This is a genomic window from Achromobacter sp. SIMBA_011 (assembly GCF_046535435.1).
GTDB classification, from domain to species: Bacteria; Pseudomonadota; Gammaproteobacteria; order Burkholderiales; family Burkholderiaceae_B; genus Achromobacter; species Achromobacter dolens.
The window spans coordinates 1,196,119-1,211,551 of sequence record NZ_JAWRWN010000002.1; the positions used below are offsets into that span (position 1 = coordinate 1,196,119).

At 70.5% G+C, this 15,433-nt stretch carries 15 protein-coding genes; 13 read left to right on the forward strand and 2 right to left on the reverse strand.

Translation table 11 applies throughout. From position 1 onward, the window contains the following. Nucleotides 1-6 precede the first annotated feature (6 nt). The 11 genes from narJ to SB816_RS12625 all read left to right on the forward strand — a co-directional run bounded on the left by narJ (nt 7) and on the right by SB816_RS12625 (nt 9,457). Nucleotides 7-654: a nitrate reductase molybdenum cofactor assembly chaperone gene (narJ, locus tag SB816_RS12575; protein WP_410547079.1), complete on the forward strand. Its 648-nt coding sequence runs from the start codon at nt 7-9 to the stop codon at nt 652-654. A 17-nt stretch (nt 655-671) separates the two neighbouring features. Beyond that, a complete protein-coding gene (gene narI, locus SB816_RS12580; RefSeq protein ID WP_054416923.1) occupies nt 672-1,355 on the forward strand; it encodes a respiratory nitrate reductase subunit gamma in 684 nt (227 codons plus the stop codon). Between the two features lie 15 nt (nt 1,356-1,370). Next, nucleotides 1,371-2,129 carry a peptidylprolyl isomerase gene (locus SB816_RS12585; RefSeq protein ID WP_410547080.1) on the forward strand — a complete coding sequence of 253 codons (759 nt, stop codon included), beginning with the start codon at nt 1,371-1,373 and terminating at the stop codon, nt 2,127-2,129. Then, nucleotides 2,126-3,172 carry a GTP 3',8-cyclase MoaA gene (gene moaA / locus SB816_RS12590; RefSeq protein ID WP_410547081.1) on the forward strand — a complete coding sequence of 349 codons (1,047 nt, stop codon included), beginning with the start codon at nt 2,126-2,128 and terminating at the stop codon, nt 3,170-3,172. The genes SB816_RS12585 and moaA overlap by 4 nt, the downstream gene beginning before the upstream one ends. Before the next feature lie 3 nt (nt 3,173-3,175). Beyond that, nucleotides 3,176-3,835 (forward strand): carbonic anhydrase, encoded by a 660-nt coding sequence (locus SB816_RS12595; RefSeq protein ID WP_372412409.1) that lies wholly within the window; start codon nt 3,176-3,178, stop codon nt 3,833-3,835. Next, nucleotides 3,832-4,329 (forward strand): molybdopterin-guanine dinucleotide biosynthesis protein B, encoded by a 498-nt coding sequence (mobB, locus tag SB816_RS12600; RefSeq protein WP_410547082.1) that lies wholly within the window; start codon nt 3,832-3,834, stop codon nt 4,327-4,329. The genes SB816_RS12595 and mobB overlap by 4 nt, the downstream gene beginning before the upstream one ends. Nucleotides 4,330-4,418: 89 nt before the next feature. After that, the gene (locus SB816_RS12605; RefSeq protein ID WP_116791127.1) at nt 4,419-6,356 is read left to right on the forward strand and encodes a type IV pili methyl-accepting chemotaxis transducer N-terminal domain-containing protein; all 1,938 of its coding nucleotides are present in this window, start codon (nt 4,419-4,421) and stop codon (nt 6,354-6,356) included. Between the two features lie 12 nt (nt 6,357-6,368). Beyond that, entirely contained in the window at nt 6,369-7,040 is a 672-nt protein-coding gene (locus SB816_RS12610; protein ID WP_116791128.1) for a response regulator, read from the forward strand. 82 nt (nt 7,041-7,122) lie between these two features. Further along, on the forward strand, nt 7,123-8,139 hold the full coding sequence (locus SB816_RS12615; protein WP_054504250.1) for a peptidase U32 family protein: 1,017 nt from the start codon (nt 7,123-7,125) through the stop codon (nt 8,137-8,139). Continuing rightward, nucleotides 8,136-9,026, forward strand: a complete 891-nt coding sequence (locus tag SB816_RS12620) for a U32 family peptidase (RefSeq protein ID WP_410547128.1) — start codon at nt 8,136-8,138, stop codon at nt 9,024-9,026. Before SB816_RS12615 ends, SB816_RS12620 begins: the two co-directional genes overlap by 4 nt. Continuing rightward, on the forward strand, nt 9,023-9,457 hold the full coding sequence (locus tag SB816_RS12625) for an SCP2 domain-containing protein (protein ID WP_144657512.1): 435 nt from the start codon (nt 9,023-9,025) through the stop codon (nt 9,455-9,457). Before SB816_RS12620 ends, SB816_RS12625 begins: the two co-directional genes overlap by 4 nt. A gap of 38 nt (nt 9,458-9,495) precedes the next feature. Here the strand turns inward: SB816_RS12625 and SB816_RS12630 are convergent, their stop codons facing one another. Together SB816_RS12630 and SB816_RS12635 are read right to left on the reverse strand one after the other, a co-directional pair. Then, a complete protein-coding gene (locus tag SB816_RS12630) occupies nt 9,496-11,655 on the reverse strand; it encodes an ABC transporter permease subunit (protein WP_144657510.1) in 2,160 nt (719 codons plus the stop codon). A gap of 93 nt (nt 11,656-11,748) precedes the next feature. Beyond that, on the reverse strand, nt 11,749-12,789 hold the full coding sequence (locus SB816_RS12635) for an amino acid ABC transporter substrate-binding protein (protein ID WP_064525386.1): 1,041 nt from the start codon (nt 12,787-12,789) through the stop codon (nt 11,749-11,751). Between the two features lie 169 nt (nt 12,790-12,958). On the opposite strand from SB816_RS12635, the gene SB816_RS12640 reads away from it, so the two are divergent. Both SB816_RS12640 and SB816_RS12645 read left to right on the forward strand, forming a co-directional pair. Then, nucleotides 12,959-14,098 (forward strand): aminotransferase class V-fold PLP-dependent enzyme, encoded by a 1,140-nt coding sequence (locus SB816_RS12640; protein WP_410547083.1) that lies wholly within the window; start codon nt 12,959-12,961, stop codon nt 14,096-14,098. A gap of 39 nt (nt 14,099-14,137) precedes the next feature. Further along, a complete protein-coding gene (locus SB816_RS12645; protein WP_269872600.1) occupies nt 14,138-15,433 on the forward strand; it encodes an O-acetylhomoserine aminocarboxypropyltransferase/cysteine synthase family protein in 1,296 nt (431 codons plus the stop codon).

Here is a 15,433-nt window from a genome sequence, read left to right on the forward strand (position 1 = left end):
AACATCATGAGCCTTTATCGACTGCTTTCCGCGCTGCTCTGCTACCCCGAACAGGAACTGCTCGACGCCCTGACCGAGGTCGAGGCCGCACTGGCCGCCTATCCGGAAGCCGAGGAAACCCTGCAACCGCTGATCGGCCACCTGGCCAGCCAGGACCTGATCGCGCTGCAGGAAGCCTACGTCGCCACCTTCGACCGCAACCGCGCCCATTCGCTGCACCTGTTCGAGCACGTGCACGGCGAAAGCCGCGACCGTGGCCAGGCCATGGTCGACCTGCTGGAGACCTACCGCCAGCACGGCTTCGAACCGGTGGTGTCGGAGCTGCCGGACCACGTGCCGCTGTTCCTGGAGTTCCTGGGCGTGATCGACCCGGCCGTGGCGCGGGACCTGCTGGACGACGCCATCCACGTGCTGGCCGCCATCGGCTCGCGCCTGGCGCGCAACGAGAGCCCGTACGCCAGCGTCTTCGTCGTGCTGCGCGGGCTGTCGCGGGTCACGCCGCGCGAGCAGACCGCGCCGCCGGTGCGCGACATGGACGAAGCCATGGAGACCTTCGGCGCCGGCGCCGACGGCGTCGAACCGCTGCTGCGCCCGTTCTCGGGCGACGGCGCGCAGGCCGTGCGCTTCTATCCCCGGGCGCCGGTCACCCGCTAATTTCCAGGATACGCATCATGAATTCCCTGAACCAGTTCTTCTTCGGCATCTACCCCTACATTGCCCTGACGGTGTTCCTGCTGGGCAGCCTGGCGCGCTTCGAGCGCGAGCAGTACACCTGGAAGACCGACAGCTCGCAACTGCTGCATCGCGGGCAGTTGCGGCTGGGCAACATCCTCTTTCACGTCGGCATCCTGGGGCTGTTCTTCGGCCACCTGGTCGGCTTGCTGACCCCGGTGGCGGTGTGGGACACGCTGGGCGTGTCGCACACGCTCAAGCAGACGGTCGCCATGGTGGCCGGCGGCGTCATGGGCGGGCTGTGCCTGATCGGCCTCCTGATCCTGATCCACCGCCGCCTGAGCGACCCGCGCATCCGCAAGGCCACCCGGCCCGGCGACAAGCTGTTGCTGGCGTGGATCCTGGCGACGCTGCTGCTGGGCCTGTCGACCATCGCGCTGTCGGCCGGCCACATGGACGGCGAGATGATGGTGCGCCTGATGCACTGGGCGCAGCACATCGTCACCTTCCGCAGTGGCGCCGCCGACTTCGTGGCCGAGGTGCCGCCGCTGTTCAAGGCGCACCTGTTCATGGGCCTGACGCTGTTCGTGATCTTCCCGTTCACGCGCCTGGTGCACGTGTGGAGCGGCTTCGCCTCGGTCGGCTATCTGGGCCGCGCCTGGCAACTGGTGCGTCCGCGCTGACCCGAGGAGGCCGACATGCCTGTGACGATCAATGGCGTCGAACTGACCGACGCCGACATGGAACAAGAACTGCCGCTGCACGCGGACGCGCCCAACCCGATACGCGCCGCCACCACGGCGCTGGTGCTGCGGCGGGTGCTGCGGGACGAGGCGGCGCGGCAGGGATTGGACCTCGCCTCGGAAGACGACGCCATCGGCGCCTTGCTGGCCCGCCAGGCGCCGGCGCCCGAGGCCGACGAGGCCGCCTGCCGCCGCTACTACCAGGCCAACCCGCAGCGCTTCATCGTGGGCGAGCTGATCGAGGCCGACCACATCCTGTTCCAGGTCACCCCCGGAGTGAACCTGGACCTGCTGCGGGCCCACGCCAGCGCGGTGCTGGCCGACCTGCTGGCCGATCCGTCCGGTTTCGCCGAGGTCGCGCGGCGACAGTCGAACTGCCCGTCGGCGACGGTGGGCGGCAACCTGGGGCAACTGGGGCGCGGCGACACCGTGCCCGAATTCGAAAAGGCCGTGTTCTCCCTGCCGGCCGGCGGCCTGCTGCCGCAGGTGCTGGAAACCCGCCACGGACTGCACATCGTGCGCGTGACGCGGCGCATCGAAGGGCGCCTGCTGCCGTTCGAGCAGGTGCGCGAATCGATCGCCTCGGCCCTGGCCGCCGCCAGCCGCGACACCGCCTGGCGCCAGTACGCCAGGCTGCTGGTGGATCGCGCCGACGTGCGCGGCATCGACCTGGGCGCGGCCGAGGACGACCGGGTGTTCGGGAGCCTGTCATGACACCCGCGCCCGCCCTGGCGGCGGCTCCGGCGGCCCCGGTCGCCCCTGTGGCGCCGACCGCGCCGCAAGGGCTGATTGACGGCTTCGGCCGCCGTATCGACTACCTGCGGGTCTCGGTCACCGACCGCTGCGACCTGCGCTGCGGCTATTGCATGCCCAAGGGCTTCAAGGGCTTCGAGGAGCCCGCCAACTGGCTGCGCCACGACGAGATGGCGCGACTGTCAGGTCTGTTCGCCGGCCTGGGCGTGCGCCGCGTGCGGCTGACGGGCGGCGAACCGCTGCTGCGCCGCGGCGTGGCCGACCTGGCGGCGGCGATGGCCGCGCTGCCAGGGGTGGACGACCTGTCGCTGTCGACCAACGGCACCCAACTGGCGCGCCATGCCGCCGCGTTGCGCGCGGCCGGCGTGGACCGTCTCAACATCAGCCTGGACACGCTGGACGCGGCCGCGTTCGGCCGCATCACCGGCCGCGATTGCCTCGACGCGGTGCTGGCCGGCCTGCGCGCCGCGCGCGAGGCCGGTTTCGCGCCGATCAAGCTCAACAGCGTGGTGCATGCCGCCACGCCCGAGGCCGACGTGCGCCGGCTGCTGGACTACGCGCTGGCGCAAGGCTTCATCCTGCGCCTGATCGAGCCGATGCCGGTGGGCGATTGCGGCCGCCGCTATGCCCATGCCGACCTCGGCGAGCTGGGCGCGCGGCTGGCGGCCGACGCCGGCCTGGTGCCGGCGCTGGCGGGGCAGGGCGCGGGCCCGGCGCGCTACTGGGGCACGGGCAGCGGCGCGCCGGCGCTGGGCGTCATCACCCCCATGTCGCGCCATTTCTGCGCCGCCTGCAACCGCGTGCGGCTGGGCGTGGACGGCACCCTGTACCTGTGCCTGGGCCAGGAAGACCGGGTGCCGCTGGGCCGGCTGCTGCGCGACGGCGCCAGCGACGCCGAACTGGAACAGGCGATCCGCGCCGGCATCGCCGCCAAGCCGGAACGCCACGAATTCACCACCCGGCCCGAGCGCATCGTGCGTTTCATGTCGCAGACCGGAGGCTGAACCATGCGCGACATCGAACGGCTGGTGGACGGCTTCCAGCGCTTCCAGCATCAATACTACGAAGAGGCGCCGTCGCTGTACCGCAACCTGCGCGACGGCCAGCACCCCAGCACGCTGCTGGTGGGCTGCTGCGATTCGCGGGTCGATCCGGCCATGCTGCTGGGCTGCGATCCGGGCGACATCTTCACCGTGCGCAACGTCGCCAACCTGGTGCCGCCGCCCGACCGCGACCAGGGCCACCACGGCGTGCTGGCCGCTATCCAGTTCGCGGTCGAGCAACTGGCGGTCAGCCGCATCATCGTGCTGGGCCATGCCCAGTGCGGCGGCATCCGCGCGCTGATGGAGCGTCCGGCGCGCGGCGGCGGCGAGCCGGACTACCTGGACCGCTGGATGGATATCGCCGAGCCGGCGCGCCTGCGCGTGTTGAGCGAGATGCCGACGGCGTCGCTGGCGGAACACCGGCGCGCCTGCGAGCAGGCGTCCATCCTGATCTCGCTGCGCAACCTGGAGGCGCTGCCGTGCGTGCAGCGGCGCCTGCAGGCCGGCGACCTGACCCTGCACGGCTGGTACTTCGACCTGGTGGCGGGCGCTTTGCTGGCATACTCGGCCCGGGCGGACGCGTTTCTGCCCATCGTCTGTCCCTTGTTCACGGAGCCCGCATGACCCCCGTTTTCGGCATCGCCGGCCGCTCAGGCAGCGGCAAGACCACCCTGATCGAGGCCATGCTGCCGCTGCTGGGCGCGCGCGGCCTGAAGGTCAGCGTCATCAAGCACAGCCACCACGATTTCGAAATGGAGCCGCCCGGCAAGGACAGCGCGCGCTTTCGCCAGGCCGGCGCGCAGGAGGTGATGGTGGCGTCGCCGTTCCGCTATGCCATCGTGCACGAGCTGCGCGGCGCGTCCGAGCCGTCGCTGGCCGAGCAGGTGGCCCGCCTGGCGCCGGCCGACCTGGTGCTGGTCGAAGGCTTCAAGCAGGCCGCCATTCCCCGCATCGAGGTCTACCGCCCGGCGCTGGGCAAGCCGCCGCTGCATGCCGAGGACGGCGGCTTCCTGGCCATCGTGTCCGACGCGGCGCTGGAGACGGATCTGCCCTGCCTGCCGCTGAACGACCCGGCGGCGGTGGCCGATTTCATCGTCCGCGCGCTGGGGCGGGGCTGAGCGAAAGGACTACACTAGATCCGGTAAACCGCGCCGCGCGCCGCCGCCGGCCACCGCCGCCACGCCCATCCACCCGCCAGTCCTTCCCGATGTCCATGCCCGATCCCGCCGCCGACGCCCACGGCCTGCCGTCGCCGCGCCACCGGCTGTCGACGCGCATCGTCGCCAGTTCGCTGGTCGCGTTGATCGTGGTGCTGGGCATGATCGGCCTGACGCTATGGCTGTCGTGGCAGTTGGAAGGGGCGGGCGCGGCCATCAACGACACCGGCAGCCTGCGCATGCGCGCCAACCGCGTGGCGGTCGAGCTGATGCGGCCCGAGGCCGGGCGCCAGGCGCGCACGGAGGAGCAGGTGCGGCTGATGGATGACACCATCGCCCGGCTGGCGCGCGGCAACCCGGCGCGGCCGCTGTTCATTCCCAACGACCCGCTCATCCGCCGGCACTGGGCGGGCGTGGCCGACTACTGGCGCGACATCATGCGGCCGGCGGCGATGCGCGCCATCGCCCGCGACGACGCGGCCGAGTACCTGCGGACGCTGCCCGATTTCGTCGCCCGCGCCGACGAACTGGTGCGCATGATCGAACAGGACAACGCCGGCAAGACCACCTCGCTGCGCCTGTCGCAGGGCGTGCTGGCGGCCATCGCCAGCGCCGGCACCCTGGCCATGATCTACCTGCTGTACTTGTGGATCATCGCGCCGGTGCTGCGCCTGCGCGACGGCCTGCAGCGCATGGCCGCGCGCGAATTCAGCACCCGCCTGCCGGTCGAGAGCCAGGACGAATTCGGCGTGCTGGCGCGCGGTTTCAACCGCATGGCCGATGAGTTGCAGAGCCTGTATGCGGGGCTGGAGCAGCGCGTGGGCGAAAAGACCGCCCAGCTCGCGGCGCAGAACCGCGACATCGGCGCGCTGTACGACATGGCGGCATTCCTGAACCAGCCCAACGACATCGAGGCGATGTGCCAGGGGTTCCTGCGCCGCGTCATGCTGCAGTTCGACGCCGAGGGCGGCAGCATCCGCGCGCTTGACCCCGACAACGAAAAGCTCAACCTGGTGGTGTCGGTGGGGCTGTCCGAGGAACTGGTGGAATCCGAGCACTGCATGCGGGTCGACGACTGCTACTGCGGCGTGGCCACCCGCCAGGCCGGCGTCATCGTGATCCAGGATCTGCGCCAGGCGCCGTCGCAGGCGGAGCTGAACTGCCAGCGCGACGGTTTCGCCAGCGTGGCGGTGTTCCGCATCGTCACGCGCGACGAGGTGCTGGGCTCGTACTCCCTGCATTTCCGCCAGCCGCGCAAGCTGGCCGCGTCCGAATCGCAGTTGCTGGAAACGCTGGGGCAACTGCTGGGCGTGGCGCTGGACAACCGCCGCCTGGGCGCCCAGGCGCGTCAACTGGCGGTCGTGCAGGAGCGTGGCCTGGTCGCGCAGGGCCTGCACGACAGCCTGGCGCAAGGCCTGAATTTCCTCAACCTGCAATTGCAATTGCTGGACGCCGCCGTCAAGCGCGGCGACCAGGCCGAGGTCGAGGAGATCCTGCCGCTGCTGCGCACCGGCGTGGACGAAAGCTACAAGGACGTGCGCGAACTGCTGACCAATTTCCGCGACAAGCTGGGCCAGGGCGACCTGAAGACGGCCATCGAGGACACGGTCGAGCGCTTCCGCCGCCAGACCGGCGTGCGCACGGAGCTGGCCTTCAGCCAGGGCGTCGGCGCGCCGCTGGCGCCGGAGCAGCAATTGCAGGTGCTGTTCATCCTGCAGGAAGCGTTGTCCAACGTGCGCAAGCATTCCGAGGCCGACCGGGTCGACGTGGTGGTGCGCAACGACCGCGACTTCAACCTGCTGATCGCCGACAACGGCCAGGGCTACGATCCGGACGAAGTGGCGCGGCGTGGCGAGGCCCACATCGGCCTGCACATCATGCGCGAACGCGCCGCCCGGATGCATGCCTTGATTACAATGAAGTCCCGGCCCGGCGGCGGCACGCGCATCGCGTTGACCCTGCCCGACGCCGAACGCCAGGCCGCCTGACCCATCAAGACCATGCCCATCCGTATCCTGCTCGTCGACGACCACACCCTGTTCCGCTCGGGGATGCGCCTGCTGTTGCAGCGCCAGCCCGATTTCGAGGTCGTGGCCGAGGCCGGCGACGGCGTCGAGGGCCTCAAGCGCGCCAAGGAACTCAAGCCCGACGTGGTGCTGCTGGACCTGAACATGCCGGGCCTGTCGGGGCTGGAGACGCTGCAACTGCTGACCCAGGATCTGCCTTCCTGTGCGGTCATCATCCTCACCGTGTCGGAAGAGGCCGACGAACTCGGCCAGGCGTTGCGCGACGGCGCGCGCGGCTACCTGCTCAAGAACATCGACGCCGAGGCGCTCACCACCGCCGTCCGCCGCGCCGCCGGCGGCGAGCCGGTCATCGCCGAAAGCATGACGGCCAAGCTGGTCGAGCAGTTCCGCGGCCAGGCCAGCCTGGCCGCGCAGGCGCCGGCGGGGCAGGCCGAGCGCCATCGCCTGACGGCGCGCGAACGCCAGATCGTGCAGTGCCTGGCGCGCGGCGCCAGCAACAAGGTCATCGCGCGCGAACTCGACGTCAGCGAAAGCACGGTCAAGATCCATGTGCAGAACGTGCTGAAGAAGCTCAACCTGACCAGCCGCGTGCAGGTGGCGGTCTACGCCGTCGAACACGGGCTGCACGGCGACGACCCGGTCTGACGGCGCCGCGCCGGCTCGCGCTGGCCGCGCGGTTTGATCTGCGACAAGGCCACGGGCCGCGCCGGCCCCTAGACTGGCCGGCATGCAAATCCGAACCACTCCCCTGGAACTGGTGGCGCCGGCCGGCAGCCTGGCCGCGCTGAAGGCGGCGGTCGAGGCCGGCGCAGACACGGTCTACCTGGGCCTGAAGAACGCCACCAACGCCCGCAACTTCGCCGGGCTCAATTTCACCGAACGCGACATCCGCGCCGGCGTCGAACTGGCGCACAGCCGCCAGCGCAAGGTGCTGTTCGCCATCAACACCTTCGTGCAGGCCGGCCGCGGCCAGGAATGGCGCGAGGCGGTCGACGCCGCGCACGGGCTGGGCGCGGACGCGGTCATCATGGCCGATGCCGGCCTGCTGGCCTACGCCCGCGACCGCTATCCCGACCTGCGCCTGCACCTGTCGGTGCAGGGCTCGGCCACCCACACCGACGCCATCGAACTGATGAAGGAGCAATTCGGCATCCAGCGGGTGGTGCTGCCGCGCGTGCTGACGCTGGCCGAGATCGCCCGCATCTGCGCCAACGTCAGTGTCGAGGTCGAGGTGTTCGGCTTCGGCAGCCTGTGCGTCATGGCCGAAGGGCGCTGCCTGCTGTCGTCGTACGCCACGGGCGATTCGCCCAACAACAAGGGCGTCTGTTCGCCCGCCGGCGCGGTGCGCTGGGTCGAGCAGGACGGCCGCCTCGATGCGCGCCTGAACGGCATCCTGATCGACCGCTATGGGCCTGGCGAAGCCGCCGCCTATCCGACGCTGTGCAAGGGGCGCTTCGAGGTCGAGGGCCACGCCGACCACGCGCTGGAGGAACCCACCAGCCTGAACGCCATCGGCCTGTTGCCCAGACTGGCCGAGATGGGCGTGGCGGCCATCAAGATCGAAGGGCGCCAGCGCAGCCCGGCCTACGTCACGCAGGTGGTGTCCACGCTGCGCGCCGCGCTCGACAGCGCCCACGGCGACCCCAATCGCTATTCCCCCCGCCCCGAATGGAACGCCATGCTGGCGCGCCATGCCGAGGGTTCCCAAGTCACGCAAGGCGCATTCGAACGTCCATGGAAATGAATCCCAAGGCTTTCCGCATCTCGGTCGGCCCGTTGCTGTACTACTGGCCGCGCCAGCGCACGCTGGCGTTCTACGCTGAACTGGCCGACAGTCCGGCCGATATCCTTTACGTCGGCGAAACCGTCTGTAGCCGGCGCCATGAACTGCGCGCCGACGACTGGCTCGACCTGGCGCGCGACCTCGCGGCCGCCGGCAAGGAAGTGGTGCTGTCCGGCCGCACCCTGATCGAGACCGGCGCCGAGGCCTCGGCCCTGCGGCGCCTGTGCGAGCAGCAGGATTTCATGGTCGAGGCTGGCGAGGCCGGCGCCATGCGCCACCTGGGCGGCCGGCCGTTCGTGGCCGGACCGCACATGAACGCCTACCACGGCGGCACGCTGGAATGGCTGGCCGCGCGTGGCGCGACCCGCTTCGTCGCGCCGCTGGAAATGCACGTCAATGCGCTGGCGCGGCTGCTGGCCGAGCGGCCGGCCGGGTTGCAGGCCGAGATCATGGTGTGGGGCCGCATGGCGCTGGCGTTCTCGGCGCGCTGTTTCACCGCGCGCCACTTCCGGCTGAAAAAGGACGAGTGCGGCTTCCGCTGCATCGAGCATCCCGACGGCCTGGACATGCGCACGCGTGAATCGCGCGAGTTCCTGGCGATCAACGGCATCCAGGTGCAGTCGGCCGCCTGTCTCGACCTGCTGGACCAGGCCGCATACCTGGCCGACATGGGCGCCGACGTGCTGCGCGTCAGCCCGCAGTCGGCCGGCACGCTCGAAGCCATCGCGGCGCTGGACGCCGCGCGCGGCGGCCGCGCGCCGCAAACGGTGCAGCCGCCGGCCGGCATCAGCCGCTGCAATGGCTATTTCCATGGACAGGCGGGGATCGCCTGGCAGGAGGCGCTATGAGCGACAGCCGATTCGCCGTGCCGGGTCTGGTCGCGCGCCTGGGCCGGCGGCTGCCCGCGCCGCTGGTGTCGCTGCACTTCGTCGCCGGGCTGGAGTTGGCGCGGCGTTTGAACTGGCTCAGCCCGCCGCCGGAACTGGAGGGCCGCAGCTTCGCCATCACCATCGAGGACCTGGGCCTGTGCAGCCGCTTCACCGTGCGCGGCGGCGTCTTTCGACCGATGTGGAGCCGCGAGGCCTGCGAGCTGGAGCTGGGCGCGGGCGTGGCGGAACTGCTGGCCCTGATGCGCGGCGAGACTGATGCGGACACCTTGTTCTTCCAGCGTCGACTGCGTATCTCCGGCGACACCGAACTGGGGTTGATCGTCAAGAACTGGCTGGACGCGGCGCCGCGTCCGGCCTGGCTGCAGCGGCTGGGCGCAGGGGTGCAATAGGCGTGGCCGCGAAGGCGGCACGCGCGCGGCCGCGGATCTCAGGACGCCGCCGGTCCTTCCATGCGCCGCGCCACCCGCGACAGCGCCAGGCTGGCGCCGAAGTACAGCAGCGCCACCGCCAGGTAGACCTCGACATGGTACGGTCGCCAGTCGGTGCCCGCCACCACCGCCTTGGCCGCGCCCAGCACGTCGAATACGCCGATGATGCTGACCAGCGAGGTGTCCTTGACCGCGCCCACGAACACGCCCAGCGCGGCCGGCGCCGCGATGCGGCGGGCCTGCGGCCAGATCACCGTCCAGTAGGCCACTGCCGGGCGCATGCCGAGCGCGCGCGCCGCCATCATCTGGCCCGGCGGAATCGCCTGCAGCGCGCCGCGCAGCACTTCGGCCAGCAGGCAGGCGGTATGCAGCGTCAGCGCGGCCAGCGCCATGCCGAACTTGGACACGCCGCCGCCCAGCAGCAGCGGCAGCACGAAGGATGCGAACAGCAATTGCGTCACCAGCGGCACGCCGCGCACGGCCTCGATCAGCGCGGCGGCGGCGAGCGACCCGCCCGGGCTGCCGCCGCGACGTAGCAGCGCCAGGCCGAAGGCCAGCGGCAACGCGGCCAGCAACGCCGCGATCGCCAGGATCAACGTCACCAGCAGGCCGCCCCAGCGCAGCGGGCCGATGGCGCTGCCGCCCCACGGCCAGCCGCCCAGCGCGGCCGCCGTGACGGCGACCATCAGTGCGATCCACGCCAGGCGCGGGCGGGCCGCGAGCCGACCCACCCCCAGCGCGACCGCCACGGCGGCGAGCAGGGCGGCGCAGGCGACCAGCGCCTGCGCGCGGTCGGCCGGCGCCATGGCGCCGAACAGCAGCAACGGCAGGTTCTCGCCCACGGCGGCCCAGCAGGCGCCCGCGGCGGCGGCGCAGGTGGCCGGGCTGCCGCTCCAGACGGCGCGCAGCAGCGCCCAATCGAGCAACGCCCAGCCGGCGGCGGCCAGCAGCAAGACCGTCAGCGCCGCGCCCAGCCAGCCGTTGATGCCGCGTCCCTCGCGCGCCAGCAGGCGCAACGCGGGCCGCTCGCCCAGGCGGGCGCCGTGGCTGTCGCCGGGGCCGTGGCGGGCGTGGCGCGCGTTCCAGGCCGACAGCGCGCCGCCCAGCGCCAGGGCCAGGCCCAGGTAGACGGCCACGGCCAGCGTGATGCCTTCCAGCGCCAGCCCGGTCTGGGTGATGGCGGTGTTGATCACGGCCATCAGCTCCTGGTAGCCGATGGCGATGGCCAGGGTGCTGTTCTTGACCAGCGCCAGGCACTGGTTGGCATACGGCGGCAGCGCTACGCGCGCGGCGTAGGGCGCGACGACGTGGCGCAGCACGCCCCAGGGCGTCAGCGCCATGGCCTGGCCGGCTTCCACCAGGCCCACCGGCACCGCCCGCACGGCGGCGCGCACGATGTCGGCGATGTAGGCGGCATGGAACACCACCAGGCCGATCACCAGGGCGGCGAATTCGATGCTGGGCTGCCAGCCGCCTTGCAGGCCCAGGCCGCGCTTGACGGGCAGATCGATGGTGACGCCGGGCAACAACGCCCAGGCCAGCGCCGTCGCCGCCAGCGCGGCCCACGGCGCGGCGCGGCCGAGGCGATGACGCAGGCGCCAGCCGAGCAGCACGGCGCCCGCCGCCGCCAGCGCGTACGGCAGCCAGCCATGCAGCGCCGGCAATGCCAGCCCGCGGTTCGACAGCAGCACGGACGGCAGCGGCGTCCACGCCTGTCGCGCGTCCGGCAGGCGCAGCAAGAGGCCGTACCAGACGAACAATTGCAGCAGTACCGGGGTGTTGCGCAACGGCGCGATGACGAGCGCGGCAGTGCGCGATGCCAGCGGCTGCGACGACAGCCGCAGCAGGCCCAGGCCGACGCCGAGCAGGGTGGCGAGCGGAACCGCCACCAGCGCGACCGTCAGCGTGTTCACCAGCCCGGCGGCGATCGACATCCAGTAGGGATCGTCGGGCGTCACCGGCAGCAGGCTTTCCGAAATGCGGAAGCCCGCCGGCTGGAACAGGAAGCCGAAGCCGCCGCGGATGCCGCGGGCCGACTGCGTGGCCTCGATGTGCAGCAGCAGTAACGCCACCAGGGCGGCAAGCCCCAGGGTCCAGGCGGCGGCTGGCCACCAGCGCCGCAGCGCGGCGTTCCAGGGCGAGGGGTGAAGGGCAATCATGTCTGTCCTGGCCTGCGCCGGAAGGCCCGGCGACTTCTCAAAAGCGCGCAGGCGAGCCGTCGGCCCGCCTGGCGGCAGCGCGTGCGTGAAGGCTTATTGGAACGGCGGCGAATACAGCAGGCCGCCCTGGTTCCATTGCCGGTTCAGGCCGCGATCGAGCTTGAGCGGCGTGGCCGCGCCCAGGTTTCGGTCCCACACCTCGCCATAGTTGCCGACGGCCTTGATCACGTTGCGGGCCCAGCCTTCGTCCAGCCCGAAACTCTTGCCGATGCCGGGGTCCAGACCCAATAGGCGGCGCACCTGCGCGTCGCTGCTTTGCGCCTGGCTGTCGACGTTCCTGGAGGTGATGCCCAGTTCCTCGGCGGCCACCAGCGCGTTGACGGTCCAGCGCACGATGGCGGTCCAGTTGGGATCGTCCTGGCGCACGAAGGGGCCGAGCGGCGACTTGTTGATGCGTTCGGGCAGGATGACGAAGTCGTCCGGATTGGCGGCGCGCGCGGCGCGGCTGGCGGCCAGCGTCGAGGCATCCGACAGGTAGACGTCGCAGCGGCCGGCGTAGAAGGCCTGTTCCAGCTCGACCAGGTTCTCGATCACCACCGGCCGATAGTTGAGCTTGTGCTTCTTGAAGTAATCGACCAGGTTCTGTTCGTTGACGGTGCCGGGCTGCACGCAGACCTGCGCGCCGTCCAGTTCGGTGGCGCTTTTCACGCCCAGCTTCTTCGGCACCAGGAAGCCCTGGCCGTCATAGAACACGATGCCGGCCGAGACGATGCCCAGGCCCGCGTCGCGGCCGGAGGTGATGGTGGTGTTGCGGTTGAGCACGTCGATCTCGCCGCCTTGCAGAGCGGGAAAGCGCTGCTGCGAGCTGAGCGGCACGAAGCGCGTTTTTTCCGGATCGCCCAGCACCGCCGCAGCCAGCGCGCGGCACAGGTCGGCGTCCAGGCCGGTCCAGCGGCCCTGCTTGTCGGCGATCGACAGGCCGGCCGAGCCCTGGCTCACGCCGCACACCAGTTCGCCGCGCTTCTTGATGGCGTCGACCGTGGCGCCCGCCGTGGCGGCGTTGGCCGTGGACATCGTCATATGCGCCAGCGCCGCCGCCACCCCGGCGGCTTTGAGTAGAGAGATCAACCGCATGCCGTTCCCGTATTTGAAGTATGCAAGAAAGGCATGAATTCTAGGGCTGCGCATCGCCATTGTGAGCGACTGTATCGTCATATGGTTATGAGAACTTAGCCTTATCCAAATTCGCGTCATATACCTAGAATCCGTCCATACCAAGTTGCAGGATTGAAGAAGGTTGCGCATGAGCTGGCAGGATGAATTCCGGGAATGGTTTCCCATCACTCGCGACAAGGCCTACGCCAACATCGCCTACACCAGCCCGCTGGCGCCCAAGGTGGCCGACGGCGTGGCCGCCTTCTTCGACGACATCACCCATGCCCGCAGCGACAAGCCGCAATGGCTGCGCGATGCCGGCGCGCTGCGCGCGCGGCTGGCGCGGCTGATCGGCGGCGACGCGCGCCGGCTGGCCTTCACCAAGAACACCACCGAGGGCCTGAATACCGTGGCGCAGGGCCTCTCCTGGCAGGAGGGCGACAACCTGGTGGTCGACGACCAGGAACATCCCACCAATGCCTTGCCCTGGCTCAACCTGCGCCGTCGCGGCGTGCAGGTGCGGGTGCCGCCGTCGCGCGCGCGCCGCTATACGGTCGATGACCTGTGGCAGCACGTCGACGCGCGCACGCGGCTGATCGCGGTGTCGTGGGTGCAGTACGGCACGGGCCTGCGCACCGACATTGCCGAACTGGGCCGGCGCTGCGCCGAGCGCGGCATCTGGCTGGTGGTCGATGGCATCCAGGGCGCGGGCCTGTTGCGCGCCGAGGTCGATGCCTGGGGCGTGGACGCGTTCGCCAGCGGCGCCCACAAGGGCTTCCTGGGACCGCTGGGCGTGGGCCTGCTGCACGTGTCGCCGCGGCTGCTCGACGCGCTCGATCCGCTGTATGTCGGCCCCTCGGAAGTCACCACGCTCGACAAGGCCGGCCTGCAGTGGCAGGTGGGCGTGTCCGACGCCGGCGACGCCCGCCGCCTGGAGACCGGCAACCTCAACTATCCCGGCATCGCCGGCTGGGCCGCGGCGCTGGACCTGATCGAGTGGGCGCGGCCAGAGCGCATCGAGCCGTGGGTGCTGGAGCTATCCGCCGCATTGAGCGACGGTTTGCGCGCCCAGGGCCTGCAGGTGGTATCGCCGGCCGACACGGCGCTGCGCAGCACCACCACCGCCGTGCGCGTGCCCGATCCCGCCGCGGCGCTGGCGCACCTGGCCCGCGAGGGCGTGGTGGCCAGCATTGTGGAGTATGGTTACCTGCGCCTGTCCGTGGGCGCCTATAACAATCACGGGGACATCGACCGCATCCTGCGCGCCGCGCGCGGGTTCGCCGCCTGATCCCATCACCGATAACGCATTTTCGAGGAGCACTACATCATGACCGAAGCGAAGAAGCCCGACTGGCGGCTGGAAACCATCGCCGTGCACGGCGGCTACAAGCCGGACCCGACCACGCGCGCTGTGGCCGTGCCGATCTACCAGACCGTGGCCTACGCCTTTGACGACACCCAGCATGGCGCCGACCTGTTCGACCTGAAGGTCGCGGGCAACATCTACACCCGCATCATGAACCCGACCACCGACGTGCTGGAGCAGCGCGTCGCGGCCCTGGAAGGCGGCATCGCCGCGCTGGCGCTGGCCTCGGGCCAGGCCGCCGTGACCTACGCGATCCTGACCATCGCCGAGGCGGGCGACAACATCGTCTCGTCCAGCACGCTGTACGGCGGCACCTACAACCTGTTCGCCCACACGCTGCCGCAGTACGGCATCACCACGCGCTTCGCCAACCCCAGCGACCTGGCCGCCTTCGAGGCGCAGATCGACGAGCGCACCAAGGCCATCTTCGCCGAATCGGTCGGCAACCCGCTGGGCAACGTCACCGACATCGCCGCGCTGGCCGAGCTGGCCCACCGCCACGGCCTGCCGCTGATCGTCGACAACACCGTGCCGTCGCCGTACCTGCTGCGACCGATCGAGCATGGCGGCGACATCGTGGTGCAGTCGCTGACCAAGTACCTGGGCGGCCACGGCACCAGCCTGGGCGGCGCCATCATCGACTCGGGCAAGTTCCCCTGGGCCGAGCACAAGGCCCGCTTCAAGCGCCTGAACGAACCCGATGTCAGCTACCACGGCGTGGTCTACACCGAAGCCTTCGGCCCGGCCGCCTACATCGGCCGCGCCCGCGTGGTGCCCCTGCGCAACACCGGCGCGGCGATCTCGCCGTTCAATGCGTTCCAGATCCTGCAGGGCATCGAGACGCTGGCGCTGCGCGTGGACCGCATCGTCGAGAACGCGGTCAAGGTGGCCGGCTATCTGCGCGAGCATCCCAAGGTCGAGTGGGTCAACTACGCCGGCCTGCCGGACCACCCGGATCACGCCCTGGTGCGCAAGTACCTGGGCGGCAAGGCGCCCGGCCTGTTCACGTTCGGCGTGAAGGGCGGCCGCGAAGCCGGCGCGCGCTTCCAGGACGCGCTGCAGTTGTTCACGCGCCTGGTCAACATCGGCGACGCCAAGTCGCTGGCCACGCACCCGGCGTCCACCACCCATCGCCAGCTCAATCCCGAAGAGCTGCAGAAGGCGGGCGTGCGCGAGGAAACCGTGCGCCTGTCGATCGGCATCGAGCACATCGACGATCTGCTGGCCGACCTCGACCAGGCGCTGGCAAAGGTGTGA

Excerpts from the sequence above, each read along its gene's own strand:
- SB816_RS12605 (WP_116791127.1), top strand. The coding sequence starts at position 4,419 with ATGTCCATGCCCGATCCCGCCGCCGACGCCCACGGCCTGCCGTCGCCG.
- SB816_RS12595 (WP_372412409.1), top strand. The coding sequence starts at position 3,176 with ATGCGCGACATCGAACGGCTGGTGGACGGCTTCCAGCGCTTCCAGCAT.
- SB816_RS12645 (WP_269872600.1), top strand. The coding sequence starts at position 14,138 with ATGACCGAAGCGAAGAAGCCCGACTGGCGGCTGGAAACCATCGCCGTG.
- SB816_RS12630 (WP_144657510.1), bottom strand. The coding sequence starts at position 11,655 with ATGATTGCCCTTCACCCCTCGCCCTGGAACGCCGCGCTGCGGCGCTGG.
- mobB (WP_410547082.1), top strand. The coding sequence starts at position 3,832 with ATGACCCCCGTTTTCGGCATCGCCGGCCGCTCAGGCAGCGGCAAGACC.
- SB816_RS12640 (WP_410547083.1), top strand. The coding sequence starts at position 12,959 with ATGAGCTGGCAGGATGAATTCCGGGAATGGTTTCCCATCACTCGCGAC.
- SB816_RS12625 (WP_144657512.1), top strand. The coding sequence starts at position 9,023 with ATGAGCGACAGCCGATTCGCCGTGCCGGGTCTGGTCGCGCGCCTGGGC.
- moaA (WP_410547081.1), top strand. The coding sequence starts at position 2,126 with ATGACACCCGCGCCCGCCCTGGCGGCGGCTCCGGCGGCCCCGGTCGCC.
- SB816_RS12620 (WP_410547128.1), top strand. The coding sequence starts at position 8,136 with ATGAATCCCAAGGCTTTCCGCATCTCGGTCGGCCCGTTGCTGTACTAC.
- SB816_RS12610 (WP_116791128.1), top strand. The coding sequence starts at position 6,369 with ATGCCCATCCGTATCCTGCTCGTCGACGACCACACCCTGTTCCGCTCG.
- SB816_RS12635 (WP_064525386.1), bottom strand. The coding sequence starts at position 12,789 with ATGCGGTTGATCTCTCTACTCAAAGCCGCCGGGGTGGCGGCGGCGCTG.
- narI (WP_054416923.1), top strand. The coding sequence starts at position 672 with ATGAATTCCCTGAACCAGTTCTTCTTCGGCATCTACCCCTACATTGCC.
- SB816_RS12585 (WP_410547080.1), top strand. The coding sequence starts at position 1,371 with ATGCCTGTGACGATCAATGGCGTCGAACTGACCGACGCCGACATGGAA.
- narJ (WP_410547079.1), top strand. The coding sequence starts at position 7 with ATGAGCCTTTATCGACTGCTTTCCGCGCTGCTCTGCTACCCCGAACAG.
- SB816_RS12615 (WP_054504250.1), top strand. The coding sequence starts at position 7,123 with ATGCAAATCCGAACCACTCCCCTGGAACTGGTGGCGCCGGCCGGCAGC.